The sequence below is a fragment of the Mesorhizobium sp. M7A.F.Ca.US.007.01.2.1 genome (genome assembly GCF_003998165.1).
GTDB lineage: Bacteria > Pseudomonadota > Alphaproteobacteria > Rhizobiales > Rhizobiaceae > Mesorhizobium > Mesorhizobium ciceri.
The window spans coordinates 46,527-64,014 of the sequence record NZ_RZQP01000003.1; the positions used below are offsets into that span (position 1 = coordinate 46,527).

General features: G+C 56.7%; 11 protein-coding genes and 6 pseudogenes. 7 read left to right on the forward strand and 10 right to left on the reverse strand.

Annotation, left to right across the window (positions count from 1 at the left end; all coding sequences use genetic code 11):
* Window positions 1-54: 54 nt before the first annotated feature.
* Window positions 55-225 carry a hypothetical protein gene (locus EN949_RS35745; RefSeq protein ID WP_164548526.1) on the forward strand — a complete coding sequence of 57 codons (171 nt, stop codon included), beginning with the start codon at window positions 55-57 and terminating at the stop codon, window positions 223-225.
* A gap of 85 nt (window positions 226-310) precedes the next feature.
* Window positions 311-942, forward strand: a pseudogene (locus EN949_RS01055) (IS5 family transposase).
* Window positions 943-944: 2 nt separating this feature from the next.
* Here the strand turns inward: EN949_RS01055 and EN949_RS01060 are convergent.
* Window positions 945-2,120 (reverse strand): Xaa-Pro peptidase family protein, encoded by a 1,176-nt coding sequence (locus tag EN949_RS01060; RefSeq protein ID WP_063169317.1) that lies wholly within the window; start codon window positions 2,118-2,120, stop codon window positions 945-947.
* Between the two features lie 258 nt (window positions 2,121-2,378).
* On the opposite strand from EN949_RS01060, the gene EN949_RS35750 reads away from it, so the two are divergent.
* Window positions 2,379-2,534, forward strand: a complete 156-nt coding sequence (locus tag EN949_RS35750; protein ID WP_164548527.1) for a hypothetical protein — start codon at window positions 2,379-2,381, stop codon at window positions 2,532-2,534.
* A 155-nt stretch (window positions 2,535-2,689) separates the two neighbouring features.
* Window positions 2,690-4,146 (forward strand): annotated as a pseudogene (locus EN949_RS01070) (MFS transporter).
* 830 nt (window positions 4,147-4,976) lie between these two features.
* On the opposite strand, the gene EN949_RS01075 reads toward EN949_RS01070, so the two are convergent.
* The 4 genes from EN949_RS01075 to EN949_RS01090 form a co-directional block, all read right to left on the reverse strand.
* Window positions 4,977-7,316 (reverse strand): penicillin acylase family protein, encoded by a 2,340-nt coding sequence (locus EN949_RS01075; protein ID WP_063170375.1) that lies wholly within the window; start codon window positions 7,314-7,316, stop codon window positions 4,977-4,979.
* A gap of 352 nt (window positions 7,317-7,668) precedes the next feature.
* Window positions 7,669-8,412, reverse strand: a complete 744-nt coding sequence (locus EN949_RS01080) for an amino acid ABC transporter ATP-binding protein (protein WP_135921822.1) — start codon at window positions 8,410-8,412, stop codon at window positions 7,669-7,671.
* A gap of 94 nt (window positions 8,413-8,506) precedes the next feature.
* Window positions 8,507-9,481 carry an amino acid ABC transporter permease gene (locus EN949_RS01085; protein ID WP_063170377.1) on the reverse strand — a complete coding sequence of 325 codons (975 nt, stop codon included), beginning with the start codon at window positions 9,479-9,481 and terminating at the stop codon, window positions 8,507-8,509.
* Window positions 9,482-9,541: 60 nt separating this feature from the next.
* The gene (locus tag EN949_RS01090) at window positions 9,542-10,384 is read right to left on the reverse strand and encodes a transporter substrate-binding domain-containing protein (protein ID WP_063169318.1); all 843 of its coding nucleotides are present in this window, start codon (window positions 10,382-10,384) and stop codon (window positions 9,542-9,544) included.
* 458 nt (window positions 10,385-10,842) lie between these two features.
* On the opposite strand from EN949_RS01090, the pseudogene EN949_RS01095 reads away from it, so the two are divergent.
* Window positions 10,843-11,220 (forward strand): annotated as a pseudogene (locus EN949_RS01095) (alanine dehydrogenase); the annotation flags it as partial.
* A 354-nt stretch (window positions 11,221-11,574) separates the two neighbouring features.
* Window positions 11,575-12,792: a serine hydrolase gene (locus tag EN949_RS01100; protein WP_063169320.1), complete on the forward strand. Its 1,218-nt coding sequence runs from the start codon at window positions 11,575-11,577 to the stop codon at window positions 12,790-12,792.
* A 505-nt stretch (window positions 12,793-13,297) separates the two neighbouring features.
* On the opposite strand, the pseudogene EN949_RS01105 reads toward EN949_RS01100, so the two are convergent.
* A pseudogene (locus EN949_RS01105) lies at window positions 13,298-13,684 on the reverse strand (transposase); the annotation flags it as partial.
* Between the two features lie 269 nt (window positions 13,685-13,953).
* Window positions 13,954-15,609 carry an MFS transporter gene (locus tag EN949_RS01110; RefSeq protein WP_063169321.1) on the reverse strand — a complete coding sequence of 552 codons (1,656 nt, stop codon included), beginning with the start codon at window positions 15,607-15,609 and terminating at the stop codon, window positions 13,954-13,956.
* Window positions 15,610-16,190: 581 nt separating this feature from the next.
* Between EN949_RS01110 and EN949_RS36350 the strand changes: the two are divergent.
* Window positions 16,191-16,357 (forward strand): annotated as a pseudogene (locus tag EN949_RS36350) (IS21 family transposase); the annotation flags it as partial.
* A 400-nt stretch (window positions 16,358-16,757) separates the two neighbouring features.
* On the opposite strand, the gene EN949_RS37030 reads toward EN949_RS36350, so the two are convergent.
* The 3 genes and pseudogenes from EN949_RS37030 to EN949_RS37040 form a co-directional block, all read right to left on the reverse strand.
* Window positions 16,758-16,964 (reverse strand): SDR family oxidoreductase, encoded by a 207-nt coding sequence (locus EN949_RS37030; RefSeq protein ID WP_199489648.1) that lies wholly within the window; start codon window positions 16,962-16,964, stop codon window positions 16,758-16,760.
* Window positions 16,952-17,233, reverse strand: a pseudogene (locus EN949_RS37035) (SDR family NAD(P)-dependent oxidoreductase); the annotation flags it as partial. The gene EN949_RS37030 and the pseudogene EN949_RS37035, both read right to left, overlap by 13 nt.
* Before the next feature lie 27 nt (window positions 17,234-17,260).
* Window positions 17,261-17,458: an SDR family oxidoreductase gene (locus EN949_RS37040; protein ID WP_063169323.1), complete on the reverse strand. Its 198-nt coding sequence runs from the start codon at window positions 17,456-17,458 to the stop codon at window positions 17,261-17,263.
* Window positions 17,459-17,488 lie beyond the last annotated feature (30 nt).

A 17,488-nucleotide genomic window follows, 5' to 3' on the forward strand; every position in this document is an offset into this window, starting at 1 on the left:
CAAATTCGATGTTAGCAGGGTCGCTTTCCTGCGATCGGGTTGTTAGCATTGGGAATGACACTGGAAGAAGAGAGCGAACGAGCTACGTCGATGCTGATTGGCAAGGTTGTTCGCCGTGTCATGCGCCACCGCGATGGAGAGGTGGTGATCGAGTTTGAGGATGGCAGCCGATTTTTCGCGGATAGCGACAGCCCTCTCGAACTGTCCATCACCTTGGCGGAATAGTATATCCGCCTTACGGAATTTCGGACGTCGATGCGATTGACGTAGCCCAAGAGGATTGATTCAAGGCTGCTTTTTGGAGGCAGGTTTGAGCAGGGGCGATCTCACCGAAGCTGAATGGCGTGTTCTCAAGGGCTTGCTGCCCATCGACCCTGACAAACGCGGCCGAGGTAGACCTCCCAAGCAGAATCGTTCGATCATCAACGGCATTCTCTGGCGGCTCCGCTGCGGCGCTCCATGGCGGGATGTCCCGCCCAAATACGGCAGTTGGAACACCATCTATCGTCGGTTCCGACGCTGGAGCGAGGCCGGGGTCTGGGAGACCGTGGCGGTAATGCTCGCCGAGGTCATGGCGGACAGCGGCCACTACAGCATCGACAGCACCACAGTTCGCGCCCATGTCTCGGCAGCGGGCGGAAAAGGGGGACTCGTGCACCGGACGCCTTCCTTGCGGACAAGGGCTACGATGCCGATACCATTCGCGCCGATCTCGCCGAGCGGAAGATTAAACCCGTCATACCCGGCCGATCAAACCGCCGCGTGAAGATCGAGTATGACCGGGCGCTCTACAAGCAGCGGAACCGAATCGAGCGCATGTTCGGCCACCTCAAAATCAACCGGGCCATTGCCACCCGCTACGATCAATTGGCCAATAGCTTCCTCGGAATGGTCTACCTAGCCACCGCCAGATACTGGCTCAAATTTGTCCACGCCGCCTAGCATCACGCCCGATAAAGTGTTGGCGGGATTTCGCTCAGGAGTTCCGCGCCGCGCTCTGTCACGAGCACGTGTGCGCCGGCACCAAATAGGTAGCCACTTTCGCTGCACAAAATGTTTGGCATGTGCAGGGTCATGCCAGCTCGGAGTGGTTCATTTACATCGGGCTCCAGGCTTAGGTCGCCGCGCTCAGTCCAATTGATGCCAGTTTGGTATCCTGTTCGTTGGCGGAAGACGCCCTTGCGTCCAGATCGCTTCAACACCTCGCCCCCAGCAGCGTGAACGTCCGCCGGCGTAGCACCTGGTCGAATCGAGGAGACAAGGGCCGCAATGACCTCTTCAGCCAAGCCGTGCAAAGATTCGGTTTCGGGATGTTTGCCAAGGACTGCGCATCGAACCATTCCCACTGTATACCCGTGTTTCGAAGCCCCTATCTCCAGAAAGGCAGGTTCGTTGTTGCTGAGAGGATGATGGGTCGCTGGCGCATGGGGCAACTTCACTCGCTCTCCAAACAAAATGGTACCCGGCGCAAGCCCGATATCCCCAGCGGCGTTGCTGGGGTCGTTTGTTACCGCCGCAGCTAGGGCCGCTGCCATTTCGATCTCCGTAATGCCGGGACGAAGCGATTGCTGAAAGGTTCGAATTGCCACGTCAGTGAGTCGAACAGCATCGCGCATACACGCCAACTCAAGTTCTCCTTTCACTGCTGACACTGACGAGACCAGTCGGGTGACGTCAGTAATCTTCAGATCCGGGAGCTGGTCTTGGACTGCGCGCACGTCGGCGGGCGCGAGATTCCAGCAGCCAAGCTCGAAACCGACTCGCTTATTGTCCAGTCCGAGTCGACGCAATACATCGGCGCAGACCCTGCCAAAATCAGGCTGATGTGTATAGGTTTCAATTTCCTCGATGCAGCTATATGAACGTACTGCCTGCTCGTCATATTCTCGGACAACAAATATCGGGACCCGACCCGGCATCAGAATAAGAGGGAAAGGCGCGAAATATCCACCGCTCCCATCGTAGCCGCTGAGATACTTCAAGTGGCCGTGCGCCGTTACTACGATTGCGTCCAAGCCTGCCGTAGCAACCGCATCCAGCACATTGTTTTGCCGGCGCTCATACTCTGATATCGGAAACGGTACACCAGTCAGAGGAATTGCGGAGCGTGTCGTCGCCATATCTCACCTCAATCAGTGTGTCGTGGTTTGGTTGCGCAAAACGCGCGATCGCGTCCATGTTCGAAATTGAACAAAAGCTTCGCCGGCTCATGCGGGGTGACAATCCCCTTTCCTGGCGGCTAGCGTCAAATGCTGTTTTTATATCGGCTGCATCTCGCAGCGAGATGCGCATAGTGCCTTCATCGGCCGCTCAATGCAGGCAACGCTGGTCTCCGACAGCTTTGTTCTCGCCAGAGGATCGCCGACAAAGGCGCCGAGTTGCTCGGCAAGCTCGTCAGCCTCGGCCAGAAGAACCATGCTGACGACCTTGAGCTTGGCAGCGAGTCGGCGCGCCTTCGCATTCTTGCCGGCGAAGCCGCCGACGCCGGGGGAACTGTGCCGGCGCCACGCAACAGCATGTTTGCACTGATGTAAGGCCGCTGCGACACCAGCGACGGCTCTCCGCCGCCACCTCCGCATCTCGCTACCAGATGACACTAATACAAAGACTGCATTTGGCGCATCCGACGTGTAAGAGGATCGTGTCGCGCGAAGTGGTTAAGCTTGGCGGAACCGAATCGGTCGGAGCAATGAGCAAAGCGGCGGGCGCAGATGCGGATGTAGTTTCGCCGAAGACGTTTGCGCCGCTCAGGAATACGACATTTCGCTCAATCTGGTTTAGCCTCTCAAGTCTCTTCCCTTGGCTGGCTGATGCAGACCGTTGCTATCAGCTGGCTAATGGCAACGGTTCCGACCTCCGATCTGATGGTTGCGCTCGAGCAGGCTTCGTCTAACCTGCCCGCTTTCATTTTGTCCATTTTCGCTAGGGGTTCTCGCCGACAACTTCAGCCGTCGAAGAGTCATGTTCGCCGGCCGATGCCTAATGGTAATAGCATCCGCGATGCTACGGCTTCAGTGGTGCTGGGCTTTATCGCCCCGTGGATGATCTTCGGCTTCAGCTTCTTGATCGCAAGTGGTGCCGCGCTCAACGATACCGCCTGGCAGGCTTCTGTTGGCGATATTGTGGACCGACGCGAAGTTCCCGCTGCCGTCACCCTCCTCTCCATTGGCTTCAACACTGCACGGACCGTGGGACCGGCGCTCGCGGCATCATGATTGCGTCGTTCGGACTTATGACGGCTTTCGCTATGTTTACACTCACCTATATGATCCCTTTGGTCACCATATGGCGATGCAAATGGAAGGTTCGCTCCTCACTTCTCCCACGTGAGTCAATGAGGACGGCCATCTATGACAGGCTGCGCTTCACAGCGATGTCATCGGAAATCAAGACGGCGATCGCCCGCGGAACCTTCTTTGGCCTGTCGGGCATCGCCATACTCGCACTGCTGCCATTGGTTGTCCGCGATCAGCTGGGCGAAGGACCGCTCGCCTATGGCACCATCATCGCCGGCTTCGGCACAGGCGCCGTCATGGCTGGCGTCGCCAACAGCCTATTAAGACGGAGCTTGTCAGAAGAGCAACTAATGACGCTGGCATGCGTCGCCTGTGCGGCGTGCTCCCTTTTTCTGGCACTGCCTCTTCCATTGCGAGCGGCGTCCTGTTTCCCCTTCGCGAGGGTCGCGAGGCCGAGCCCGACCCTTTGGAGGAATTCGACGCGCCGGCAGTCGCCCTCAGTCTCAAGCCGAGAAGCGGCCCCATCGTGGTCAAAGTCGAGTACCTCATACTCGTGGAAAATCTAGAAGAATTCCTCGCCATGCGCGGGTGCCGGCATGTACAGAGTCGCGTTGGTGCTCGGCACTGGACTCTCCAGCGCAACCTTCAGGAGCCTGTGCTATGGACGGAGACATTCCGTACGCCGACCTGGACCGACTACCTTCGCCTGAATCATCGCCTTACCGAGGCCGACAAGGAACTGGACGAGAGAATCATCCTCCTCCACAAAGGAAAGCATTCTCCACGAATAACATTGTCAATCGAGCGCCCCACGAGTGCTCCACGCAAGCCTGAGTCATCAACGCCTTTTTTCCCCCGCCATTCAACGAAACGGCCAGCGTGCCACCGCAGGCTGAATGAAGATACATAAGAAGGCACGTCAACTGCTAACCACATCGGGCGGGCAACAAGCATCGCCGCCTTCGGGTATATGACAGACAGAATGTAGCGGACTTGAAAAATGAAAGGCGCTCACCCACCGCCAACATTTCTCGGCTGGTTCCCGGCATTCAAGGTCCTGCGGCTATACGCGAAGGCGGCAAGCCGCGTTGAAGTCGTCGATATTCAGTCGCATCGAAGGACAATGACGTGTTGCCCTGATGCCACTCTCTGCGAGGTTAGCTTGTTTCTCGGATGAGGAGACAGACAATGGTCTGCCCCCTGAAAGGTCCTCCCTGAGGTATGTGTCCATTCTTGAACTCGGCTCGACAATGATAGCGAACCCTGTTGACCGTCGCACTGTCAGTCTCGAATCAAGTGCTCTCCTACAGCAGATGCGATTATCGCCAATGCGTACTGGTAGCGCCCGAAGCGCGCGTTATCGGCAGCCGCCGAGGGCCGTGATGCGGCCGCGATCGAGCCTTGTAGTAACAGACGCGCTCTCCGGTGGTCGGGCCAGCACCTTACCCCTCTTCCCTATGGCCCCAAGGCAGAGCAATTGCCAATGCGGGACATCCCGCTTCTAAGTCTCCTGCAACATTATTGGAGGCCGCGACGGCCCTGCTCGTGACGATCAGGGGTGGTCGCCGCACACCAGCGGGATCATTGCCCCACAAGCGCATCCAGATTCCGGCCGGGCGTTCCGCTGTCAATATCAAAGTCGGCCGGCGGGCGCTAAAGTGTCGATCCTCACCTTGCCGCCAGGTGAGTTCGACCGATATGTTCCTGCTACAATGGTAAGCGGCCTATACTGTCGCATCCTCAACAGTCAGCGGGAGACAGGACGACCCTATGTTCGAGCTCCCTCCGTATGGACTCCTCTGAATATAACAAGGGCTTGTATTCGCCCCGTTGCCAATCGTGATTGAGGTCACGATAATGACTTGAGATCGGAACACCCGACTGACCTGGATTGTTAATAAAGAGACTGTCATCCCATGACCCAACGTCCATGATTATCCGCACTGACGGTCCTTCTGAAACAGAGAATTGGCCGCTTCGGTAACTCGAAAAATTGAGCGTTGAGCTACTTCCGCCGAGGGCTATGGCGCCCAACGACCATTGTTCAGACGTCAGTGCCTGCAGAGGGTGGCGCAAATCAAGCTTATGTATACTGCCCCATGCCCATGAGGCAGAATCGTCGCCAAATCGACATATGCATTCACTCCAGGCAGAAGTTAGGGATTCCATTATGGAATGCTTCAACTTTTCACTAGGCTCTGCCTGTTCGAGCCAAGAGGCTATGGCCGAAGGCTGTAAAGGCACGAGCAGTGCCAACACTTCATCGTCAGCGCTTTCTAAGCGAGCTACTGTCGGGCCAAGGTGTTTGCTAAGCCAAATCTCAAAGAACGCGGCGGCTGGCGAACTCGCATCCAAATGCCGGTCCCAGTTAGAAAATAAGTGCAACGCAGGCATGTTTGCAACCGAACCGAGAAGAGTGTCTAGTTTCGCAAGAATACGAACTGCTATCGGCGAATACACCGAACATTGCAGCGACATGCAGTCCCGCAACGAGATCTTCTCTGATCGTGAGAGAGTTGTATGAAGGGTATCATGTCTGCTGCTGTCAGACCACTCGTAGCCAAAAGCAGGATGCGATCTACTCCATTCCTCCGGAACATTCATTGCGTTGGCAGTGGCGACAAAACCTTTGGCGGGGTTCATCTCGAACGGCCCATCGTCCGGTGACAAATACCCTTCCCATTCGAACCGACCGTCTCCTGGAACCGGAAGCAGGCCGTCCCAATTTCTTCGGACCGGAGCCGCACCTGACGGTTTCCACGCAATTACATTCGACGTGTCCGCATAGATGTGATTAACTGAAGGACAACCCCAGTTTGCTAGACTGGAGGTGTATTCTGAAAATGTCTTAGAGCGCATTACGGCCAAGCTGGCCATGTAAGGTGCCATGCCGGGATCCATCCATACGGTTCTCAGTGCGAAGGCGCGGTCTTTTTCAGCATTTTGGTTTAAAATGGGTCCATGGCGTGTGAACTGAAGCTTTACCTCCTGGTCGGTGTGGGCGCGAACTGGAATTTTCTCGTGTATAGTCTTCACCTGCTCCCAGGCCCCTTTATATAAGTATTTATTTCCCTCACTCTTGGTTTCGTAAACATAAATATCTTCTTGGTCAGCGCCGAAAATAGTCAGACCAAAGGCGGCTGTCCCGTTGTGACCCATGGAGATTCCTGGGATCATAGGCTCTCCAGCGCCAATTACATCGAGCCCGGGCATACTCAGGTGTACAAGATACCTGATGGACGGAAGGACGTGCTTGCGATGCGGGTCTAGAGCAAGGATTGGTCGCTCCGTTGTGGTTTTTGTTGCGGATATGGCCCAGTTGTTTGAGCCCTCTTGGAACACCGTCTGCATGATCTCATCACTCGGTGTTACGCGGGTCCAACGGTCAGCTTCCTGAAGACTTGCTGCAAGTCTTTCCCTCGAGAATGAGACGGGACAGATTGCCAAGCGAAAATCCTGCAGTACTCGATCTGTCATAAAGGCGAGGTCAAGGCCCTCCGCTGGTCGTGGCGCTATCGGAGGTGACAATTCTTGTCTCAACCTGTCGAGGCGGGTACCTCGTTCCACACCTGCCAATGCCATCACCCTGCAGCGCAGAAGCTCCGAAATCGCATTTCGGGTTAGTGAGTGCGTTCGCACGCGAACGACGTCTTCGGGTTTCCAATAGTCGGGAGTGTGACCGAGGAGGCCAAACTCGGGTGGCAAGGCAATCAAACCGTCATGGCAACTGTCTACGTAGGAATTGATCCCCTCGGCAAACGCTGAGCATATCTCTTCGGAATCCGGGCCGTACGCCTGCCATTCTGCACTCATGGCTCCGCGAAATAAAAAGAGACGCGCCGCCCGATCCTGCTCCAAATATCCGGGGCCAAAGTCTCGTGACAGGAGACCGAGACCTCGTTTGCGCGCAATATCAATTTGCCAGAGGCGGTCTCGAGCTGCATTCCAACCCTGCGCGAAAAATAGGTCGTGCAAGTTCTGAGCCTTGATATGAGGAACCCCCCATTTATCAATGTCGATCGTGACCTCACTCTTAAGCTTGTCGGAGCTGTGGCGGTCGAAGGTTATGTTCTTTAACATGTGTTGATCCGTTTGGTTCACCCAAAGATGGTCGGGAATCTGCCAGAGGACGACGTCTGCAGATTGTGGTCGGTTGCGGGCAGAGGGTTGAGGCCGCACTCTTGCAACCTGATCATGTGTGGCGAGCCAATCCTCAGCGCGCCTGGACGCGAACTGGCACGGTGGGCTGCGCACAAGCTCAGCGGGATCCTACTCTCGCGCTTCCGGGAACGAGGCGCTTGCCGAGAACGCTCTGATGTATGTCAGCCAATACGTACGAATACAATATCCGCACATGTTGTCTCGCTGGCCTGAGGCAACGCATTCGATACACAGTAACTCGGTCGAACGGCCTCGTTGAAGGATGGCTCCCTCAATGCGACAAGATCTGGCTGAGAAACAATTTCGTTCTTTCGTGCTGCGGGTTTCTGAAGAAGTCGTGCGGTGTACCCTCTTCGACGATCTCACCTCGATCCATGAAGATTACTCGATCGGCCACGGCGCGCGCAAAGCCCATCTCGTGGGTGACGCATACCATGGTCATGCCGTCGCGTGCGAGTCCGGTCACAGTCTCGAGCACTTCAGCGACCATCTCTGGATCGAGCGAGGAGGTCGGCTCATCGAAGAGCATGACTGCAGGCTCCATACAGAGGGACCGGGCAATTGCGACGCGCTGCTGCTGTCCCCCGGAGAGCTGAGCCGGATATTTGTTCGCCTGTTCGGGAATGCGCACGCGCTCTAGGAATTTAAGCGCGATCTTTCTAGCCTCACCCTCTGGAACGCCCTTTATCCACATCGGCGCCGCCATACAGTTCATCAGCACGGTCATGTGCGGGAAAAGATTAAAGTGCTGAAAAACCATGCCGACGCTTTTGCGAACTTCAGCTACGTTGCGCATTTTGTTATGTAACCTAATCCCAGTGACGGTAATCTCGCCATCCTGGTGCGCTTCGAGCCGATTGACGCAACGGATCAGCGTCGACTTTCCCGAGCCTGAGGGCCCACAGATGACGATACGTTCGCCCTTGCGGACGGTTAGGTTGATGTCAGTTAGTGCTCTGAAGGCACCATACCATTTGGATACATTCTTAGCTTCGATGACTTCGTCGCTCAATATTGCATCTCTCTTGTTCATTGGCGCATCTGTAAGTGCCTTGAAAATGGCCGAACCAACTTAGACGTCTTTTTTAGCTTGACCAATGAATTCACGATCATCGCTTCTTACTTCTGGCAAAATGGTCCTCGATCCGGGATTGGACCAGTTCCAGGCAGGCGGATAAAATCCAATAAATCATTGCCGCTGTTACTAGCATCTCCATAGTATGGAAGGTTGGCTGGCCGAGTGAGTGAGCTAGATACGTCAGCTCCCAAACGCCAAGAACCGAAACGAGAGAGCTGTCTTTGAGCATTGAGATGAACGTGTTTCCCATCGGGGGAATGATAACCGGAAGCGCTTGCGGCAGAATGATTCTGCGCATTGTGAGCGCAAAGCCGAAACCTAATGACCGGGATGCCTCCCACTGGCCGCGATCGATGCTGGCTATGCCCGAACGGAAGATCTCCGTCATGTAGGCACCACTGCATAGCGAAAGCGCCAACACGCCTGCAGGCACGGCATTAATAACGTAACCTACCTGGGGCAAGCCCATGTAGATCAGATAAACCTGCATGAGAAGCGGCAGACCCCGGAAGCATGAAGTGTAGAAGCTGACTATCGCGTAAGCCATGCCGTTGCTTGACAGTTTCGCAATCGCGCCGATTATTGCGATAGCCGACGCAAATAGCAGTGACATCGCTGATACGTAAACTGTAGTAACTACCCCCTGCGTAATTAGAAATGGCAGGTTTGCCCAAATAAATGGCATGCTTAAGTCAAATGCCGCGAAGAGCGAAAGGAACAGTAGCACCAACTCAAACCATACGATCCCGATTTGGATTTTGAGCGGGACAAAACCAATCAGCACGAGGTTGAGGCAGAACATTGCGGCAATTACAAAAGCGATCGCAATGCGACTGTAAAACTTCACTTGTGCGTGATCGCCAATCACGGGCCGTAGGAGTTCGCCCATCGTGGTGCCCGCTACGTTGAAGATAAGAAAAACCGCGAGCACAATTGCAAATATGCAGCCGATAAACCATGGCTTGTGGACGAGCACCTCAGATTCAACTGTATCGTGGTAAAGCATAAGCATTTTCTTCCTAAGAAGAGGCGCCCCCGGGAAGGGGACGCCCACGATTGTGTCATGTTATTTATCGACGCTGAAATCCCCCCCGAACCACTTGACCGAGAGTTTAGCAAGAGTGCCGTCATCCTTCATCTTCTTGACCGCGGCAGCGACCTTGTCGATAAACTCCTTATCGCCACGCTCGATTGTGACAGCGCCCGGGGCGTAGAATAAGGGATCGCCAATAACCTTCAATGGATAGCCAGATTTGATTGCCGCAGCCGCCGTCGTTCCTTCAGTAATGACGCCATCGAGACGAACACCATCGCCGAGGCGCAGGTCGTCAAGCGTAAGAGAGTTAGCACTTGGATAAGCCTTCACTTGGCCCGCTGTAAATTGATATTGTATTGGCTTAGCGCCGATCCATGCCGGTGTGAGCTTGTGATTGGCATACAAATCGCCAAGAGTTCCCGCTCGGACGCCGACGATCTTGCCCTCCAGGTCGGAAGGCTTCGTCGCTTTGCTATCCTTGTGAACGACAGCGACTTCGCCTTCGTAGAAGTACATGGCCGGGAAGGCGAATTTTTTGGCGCGATCGTTGGTCGGCGTCATTTGACCCATGGCCATGTCCCAACGCCCCCCCCACTGGCCTGCCTGAATGATATCCCAGCCCGGGGTCACGAATTTGATCTTCACGCCCAAGTAGTCCGCAATGCCCTTCGCGACCTCTACATCATCACCGTCGAGTTCATGTTGGTCGTTCAAGTGAGACAAGGCTCCCCAGTCGGACCCGACCGCTACCGTCAATGTCTGTGCCGCGAGCACACGATCAAGGACTTCGCCGGCGCAAGCCTTGGCTGACAAAGACATCGACGCAACCGCCATGGAGACTGCAACTACGACCGTCGTTACATGATTGTTCATCTATAGTTCCCTTTTTTCTCGTTCTTATTTTCTTGAAAGCTACCTTCGTCGCCACCGAGAGGAGTGTCTTAGCGGTGCGCCATTGCTCCCTGCTGATTGGACCCATCCCGGTCCGTCATTTAACGAACGACACCTTATCGCTCTGCATTGTTGGCATTCAGCGAAATCGAGTTCGATGATGCAGGTTTCCTGCGAACTACCCTTGGCTTTCGCCGGATCGCTCTGGCGATTTCACAAAGCACGGATACCCTGGCCTCAGAGAGGTCGGCGAACTCGCCAACTCGCTGGACTCCGAAGGCTGCAGATTGCATCGCCACAAGACGTCTTGTTTGGAAGGATCTAAACTGGACTGGCGCGTTGAATTACACCTTGCAGGGCTGACTCTGGTCACGTGGGAACTGCGGTCCAAGCCCCTCTCTCTCCCTAATCTCGACCTCCCTAATCTCGACCTCCCTAATCTCGACGACCTCTTCGCCGGCCGTGTGCGCACCCGCTACTCAACCGTCGGGGCGCTCGAGGAAGAATGCTTCTCTGCCGACATCGTGGTCGGGGCCGTGCTGATCGCCGGTGCTGCCGCGCCAAAGCTCGTCACCCGCGAAATGATGTCCGGCATGAAGAAGGGCTCGGAGCTGGTCGACGTCGCTATTGACCAGGGCGGTTGCTTCGAGACGTCGCATGCGACGACTCAAGCCGAGCCCACCTACGAAGGCGACGGCGTTATCCACTATCGCGTCGCCAACATGCAGAGTCGCCCATGCCATTTCGCGATTTCTTGCCTTGCGAGTTCGCACGTATCCCTCTGGGTCAACATCGTTGATAGACCAGAGAATTTTTGACTCATCGTAGCTCGGACAGCGGAGACGCGTTACAATTGTCAACCCGTTCGGACCCGGTTTAATCGAGATGTACTCGGCATACTGCGCATGATGGCTCATGCCTCTTGTAGCTGGAAGCGTTCGGCAAGTTAGGTCCTACTTGCCACGCGAGAGCGGGGCCGCAAGTATGCGCCGGCCGCAATACAACGCTGATTTGCTGCGTTGTCGAGGACATTTCGCATAGAATGCGCGCCTGCCGCTGCTATGATCATAACATGTTGTGATTTAGTCCAGTCCGAACTCCCGAGGTTGGGTCGCAACTCTCGATAGCCAGCTGGCGCCGGGGGCGCCTAGGCATGAAATTGGATCCCATGTATGACAGAATTCAAACAACGGCAAACCGTCGGTAACGCGTCGGAGAGCGTACTCGAATTCGACGGACAGCAATACCTGGACGGCCGTGCATCGGATCCTCGCGAATTTGGCTGGATGCGCGGTGCGCCGCCGCCGCCAGACAAGCGTGTAACATTCGAGAATGAAACTGTTTGGACCTTTCCTCAGCTTCGCTGGTCGCTATCGCATATGCGTGAGCTGCGGCCCACAGTCCAAGTGTGGCGAGGGCGGGGCGGACCGTCGCAGCTTGAGTGCAGCAACAGGTCTACCGAAATCGATGGGCTCACGTTCGTCGACATGGACGACCGCACCAACCGGTTCGAGGAGGCGCTATTCGACACCTACACCGACGGCATTTTGGTCCTGCATCGGGGGCGGATCATATACGAACGATACTTCGGCGCACTCGCGCCGCACGTACAACATTCGTGTCAGTCAATCACCAAATCGTATGCGGGCACCCTAGCCGCGGCGTTGGTGCATGAGGGCATTCTCGACGACAGGAAGACAATATCGCAGTTTGTGCCGGAATTACGAGGTACAGGGTGGGAAGATGCAACGCTCCGCCAAGTCATGGACATGCAAACTAACGTTGCTTTTACTGAAGATTACACAAGTGTAGACAAGTCATATAGATGCGAATACCTGCGTACCATACGAAAGGAAGGGGCGCACGGCAAATTTGTCTACAAAGGCGTCGATACCAATGTTATGGCTTGGGTTATGTCGCGCGCAACGGGCCGGTCGTTCGCACAACTGTTGGAGGAGCGCTTATGGTTGCCACTGGGCTGCGAAGAAGACGCCTATGTCGAGATCGACCCGACAAACGGTATGCCGAGGGCGCATAGCGGACTCAATGTGACGTTGCGCGACTTGGCGCGTTTCGGCGAGCTGATGCGATGTGAAGGCTCGTGTAATGGCAAGCAACTGGTTCCCGCGAGTGTTGTCTACGACCTTCAAGATCTCGACCACCCCGCCAAGCCGGACCTCCCATTCGGCTATACATACCGAAGCCAATGGTGGGTATCACACGACGAGCTTGATGCTATTGAAGGTCGGGGCCTTTACGGCCAGAACCTGTACATAGCGCCAAAGGCGGAGATGGTGATTGCGCGCTTCGGGTCGCACCCCGCTTGCGACCACATTGATCGGATTAGAAGGCCGCAGATGCAGGCATTGGGGAGGATGCTCCGCGCGTAACTTGATGCACTAGACGGTCACCGCGCTTGTTTAGGAATTTCCTGCAAATTCGCGGTTGAAGAACTGGGGCGCCTACGCCGAATTCCTGCGTTCGGCTAGGGGGCAATTGGCGCAAAAGGCCTGTAGACGCTGCTACGCTTATGAAGTAAATACCAGAAGCCTCGCTTCCCATATGCATAATGCAGACCGATCTGGCTCGCTTTTGCTGAGGAAACAATGATCACCGAACATTGCATATTGATTGGGGCCGTCGCGACTTTGTATTGCGAGAATGGAACCGGTGGACCTATTGTATTCTTGCATGGTGCCGCTTTCGGGCTTATCCGTCAGCTTGACCTGAAACAAAACCCAACCCAAACATCAACGAGACCCAGGATCAGACCGAAAAATGGCCGCCTTCAAATCGGAATGCTGGCCGGAATGAAATCGGAATGACTGGCCGGCTTCAAATCGGAATCGGTGGCCGGCTTCATCGGAATACGCAGGCAATGGTATCGGCATCAGTGGCAGCGCTCTTGCGCTGCTTCTGGACGGTGAGATCGGCGGTTACCTGGGAAAGCCGGGCGACCAGCGCCTTGAGCCGCTGCTGGGCCGCGCTCGGCGGCAGCGTCGGCTGCAGCCGTTTGACCTCGCTATAGCGGGCGATGACGGCGGCGTCGATCCTGTCGGTCTTCTCCAGGAAGCCCATCGCCTCGGCGAATCAGCGTACGCTCCTCGCATTGGCCATGCCGCAGGCTACTCCCAACTCCCACGACAGCAGGAAGGGAAGCCGTTCGTAGCCGCCACTGGCCTCCATGACGACGAGCTCGACACCATTGACCTAACACCAGGCAGCAAGCTCGGCTATGCCTGCCGCATCGTTGCGAAAGCGGCCCGCCGCTCCGCTCGGCACGACATGGGTATCGAGCCAGTCTTTCGAAACATCCACTCCACAGATAGTCTTGTTCACGGTAACCTGCCTTGTGCGTGCGATTGGAGCCAAGCGACTATTCGGTCGTACGTGACGAAGGCGAAGATCCCAGGCTCACCCACGGTTGTGGCCGGAGGGGTGTCGGGCGACTTCGCCTTGCTTCGAACCGGATGGCCATCCGGTTCGAGGCTCAGTCGCTTCCATCGCACAAAGTCCTCTGCGTGCAGATACAAGGGGTTAACCTCGAAGAGTCAGTGTCGGAGAAAATAACGTGCTGATTCATCGGACTTTAGGGCCGAGCTTGTTGGTCGCTCGATAAAAAGCATGATTTTAGGCGGAAGCTGTCCTGCATGCAATTTCAGCACTTGTTTACCCAATTCCTTGTCTGCTTCCGTGAGACGATGGTTCAGGCGAAGGTAGTCGGTCCAGGTCGGCGTGCGGAATGTCTCTATCCATTGCATAGGCTCCTGAAGGTTGCGCTGGAGAGTCCAATGACGAGCGCCGACGCGACTGTGCACATGCCGGCGCGCCCGCATGAGTTCCAGGAATGCTTCGCGATTTTCCTCGGGCACTAGGTACTCGACTTTGACCACGATGGGACCGCTTCTTGGCTTGAGATTGAGGGCGACTGCCGGTGCGTCGAAGTCCTCCAAAGCATCTGGATCGGATTCGCGGCGCTCGCGAAGGGGAAACAGGAGGCCTGTGGCGGCGACCAGCAGAAGGGCTCCAGCGGAGCCCTCCAGTGCCAAGGTCAGTGAATGGTTCTGGGCCACCGTGCCCCACACCCAACTGCCCGCTGCGATGCCGCCATCGATCAATGCATAGTAAATCGAGATGGTGCGCCCCACGACCCAGCGCGGGCTTGCCAGTTGCACGGTCACGCCGACCCCGGACCAGGCGGTGACCCAGCCCGCGCCACCCATGGCGAGTGCAATTGCCGCCACTGCAATCGAAGAAGTCAGCGCAAGCGAAAGGGAGCATGCCGCGCAGGCGACGCATGCGAGCGTCATCAGCCGCTCTTGTGACAAGCTCCGTCTGAACACGCTGTTCGAGATGCCGGCGAAGACGGCGCCTGTCCCGAATCCGGCCATGAGCGTGCCATAGGCGAGCGGTCCGCCTCCCAGCTGGTCGCGGACAACCAGCGGCAGCAGCGCGAGAATGGCGATGCTCGCCAGACCAAAGAGGGTTCCGCGAGTGATCGCCGTCTTAATCTCCGACGACATCGCCGTGAAGCGTAGCCCGTCATAGATCGCCGTCCTCATCGACTCACGTGGGAGAGGTGATGAGCGAACCATCCACTTGCAGCGCCATATGGTTACCAAAGGGACCAGATAGGTAAGACTGGTTACGGCGAAAGCCGTCATCAGCCCAAAAGAGGCAACTACTATGCCACCGAGCGCCGGGCCTACGGTCCGAACAGTGTTGAAGCCAACGGAGAGGAGCGTGACGGCGGCGGGAACGTCGCGTCGGTTCACCATATCGCCAACCGAGGCCTGCCAGGCTGGATCGTGGAGAGCGCCGCCGCATGCGATCAAGAAGCTGAAGCCGAGGATCATCCACGGATCGACAAAGCCCAGCACCACAAAAGCCGTCAGCATCGCAGATGCCAATACCATAAGGCACCGGCCGGCGAACATGACCCGGCGCCGGCTGAAATTATCAGCCAAGGCCCCGGCGAAGACGGATAAGATGAACGCTGGCAGGTTTGAAGAAGCCTGAACCAGCGCGACCATCAGATCGGAAGTCGAAATCGTAGCCATCAGCCAGCTGATGGCAACAGTCTGCATCAACCAGCCGAGCGAGCTGACCTGCGTGGCGAACCAGATTGAACGAAAGCTCGGATTTCTGAGGGGCGCAAATGCTCCTGGCGAATTTGGATCGGCGACTTGGTCCGCAAGACTGCTCATCAATCTAACTCTTGCCTATGAGCCAGTTTTACATTGCTCCGACAGCCAGCAGCCGCCCAACCCGTTGAAGGTCCGAATCGGCCAATGTGCGCAAATAGTTACAACGCCCGGCAGGAGATTGAACTCGCTGCCGGGCCGATGCGCCTTGGGAGGAGGCGTAGTTGGAACCTTTGTGAAGACTTGGAACCAGCCGCATCAGGCCAGCCTACACTTACAATATGAGGATCAGACCACTCCAGGATTTTAGTGCATTGAATGGGTACTCTTCCAGCAATCCTCGCCAACAAATGCAGGAGATCGGCGTCGAGCTCCTAAATCTGCATAATATCGGTGATTCGCGGGCGAGCAGTGCAGTGGGCACATTCTCCAAGCTAAACGCTGAACGGGCTTTTTGCTTCTCAAATCGCCATAACAGGGAGAGATGGGCAAATACTACTTCAATATGCTCCCAAGGACGCTGAGTTGACTGCAGCCTCAGCAGAGCTCTCCGCGTGCCTTTTTGCGGCTCCCCGCGGTGCTCGCGCCCGCCGCGCCTGCAAAGGCTTTCCTCAACAGTCGTTCAGTTCGAGCAGCCTTTGCCAACTCTGACTCAAAAGCTGCCCGACTGGATTGACGGCCTCAGCTTCTTCGGCGGGTCACTGAGGCGATCCGTCTGCTACAACCTGGTGTGGCCAAGGCGCTGTGGTTCGCGCCGACGCTGAACGCGACCGTTGCGACAATGACCGAGCAGTACGACACTGCCATATTGATCGCTGGGAAGCGCGCGAAGGGTAAATTCAACTTGCCCACCACCGCGATCAAATGTGCGCCGGGTAATGGCGCCGCTAACAGGATCGACCACCGGAACCGGTTACCGGCAGAGTCGGTCTGCATCCGGGAATTGCAGGGCCATCCTGTGTATAGGCTTAAATTGCGCTATTCTTCTCTACTGTGACAGGCGGGAGCCGCCGTCGACGGGGATCACTGCGCCCGAGACGTAGAACGCGTCGTCCGAAGCAGGAAGGCGATCACCGCCGCCTGCTCCTCCGGCGAGGAGACGCGCTCGAGCGGATTGGCGCGACCATCAGGCGTTGGTAGCTGCGTACGTGCAGCGCTCGAGTCATGTCGGTGGGGACCACGCCGGGCGCCACCGCATTCACGGTTATACCCTACAGGCCCTGCTCGCCGGCCTGCTGGAGCGTGAGATACGCGATCCCGGCCTTGGCCACCGAATAGCCTACCGTTCCGGGATAGCCCGTAAGCCCGAGGATCGAGCTGACATTAATGATCCGCCCGCCCGGCTGGCGCATCCGCGGCCGCAACTCGCGGGTCAGGCTGATGACTGCACGCAAGTTGATATCGATCAGCGGGAACAAAAGGCATCGTCAGTATCGGCGAGCGACTTCGAACCGCCAATGCCGGCATTGTTCACGAGGACGTCGAGCGTCTCGATCCTTGCGGCATCCAAGGCGGCCAGAACCCGCCCTGCGGCGTCGGGCATGGCCAGATCGCAGACGAGCGCCGTCTGGCCAAGGCCCGCAGCTGTGTCGTGCACTTTATCCAGAACATCCACTAGCAACACCCACGCCTCTTCCGAGCCAAGCCACGCCGCTGTTGCGGCACCGATCCCGCGCGCCGCGCCGGTGACGACGACAGTGTTTCTGACCGGAGCTTAGGCAAGGCTGCCTCCGTCGACCGTAAGCGCGGCGCCGATGGTGAAGCCCGCCGCATCGTCCAGCAGATAGCCGACAGCTGTCGCCACCTCGGACGGCAACCCCATTCGGCCCATCGGATGCGCAGCGATGATCTTCGTCCGGCGCTCGACCTGTGCCGCTTCTCCCCGGGCGAAGGCGACGCCGGCCTCGGCCAACGGCTGGCGATGGTTCCGGGGCAGACACAG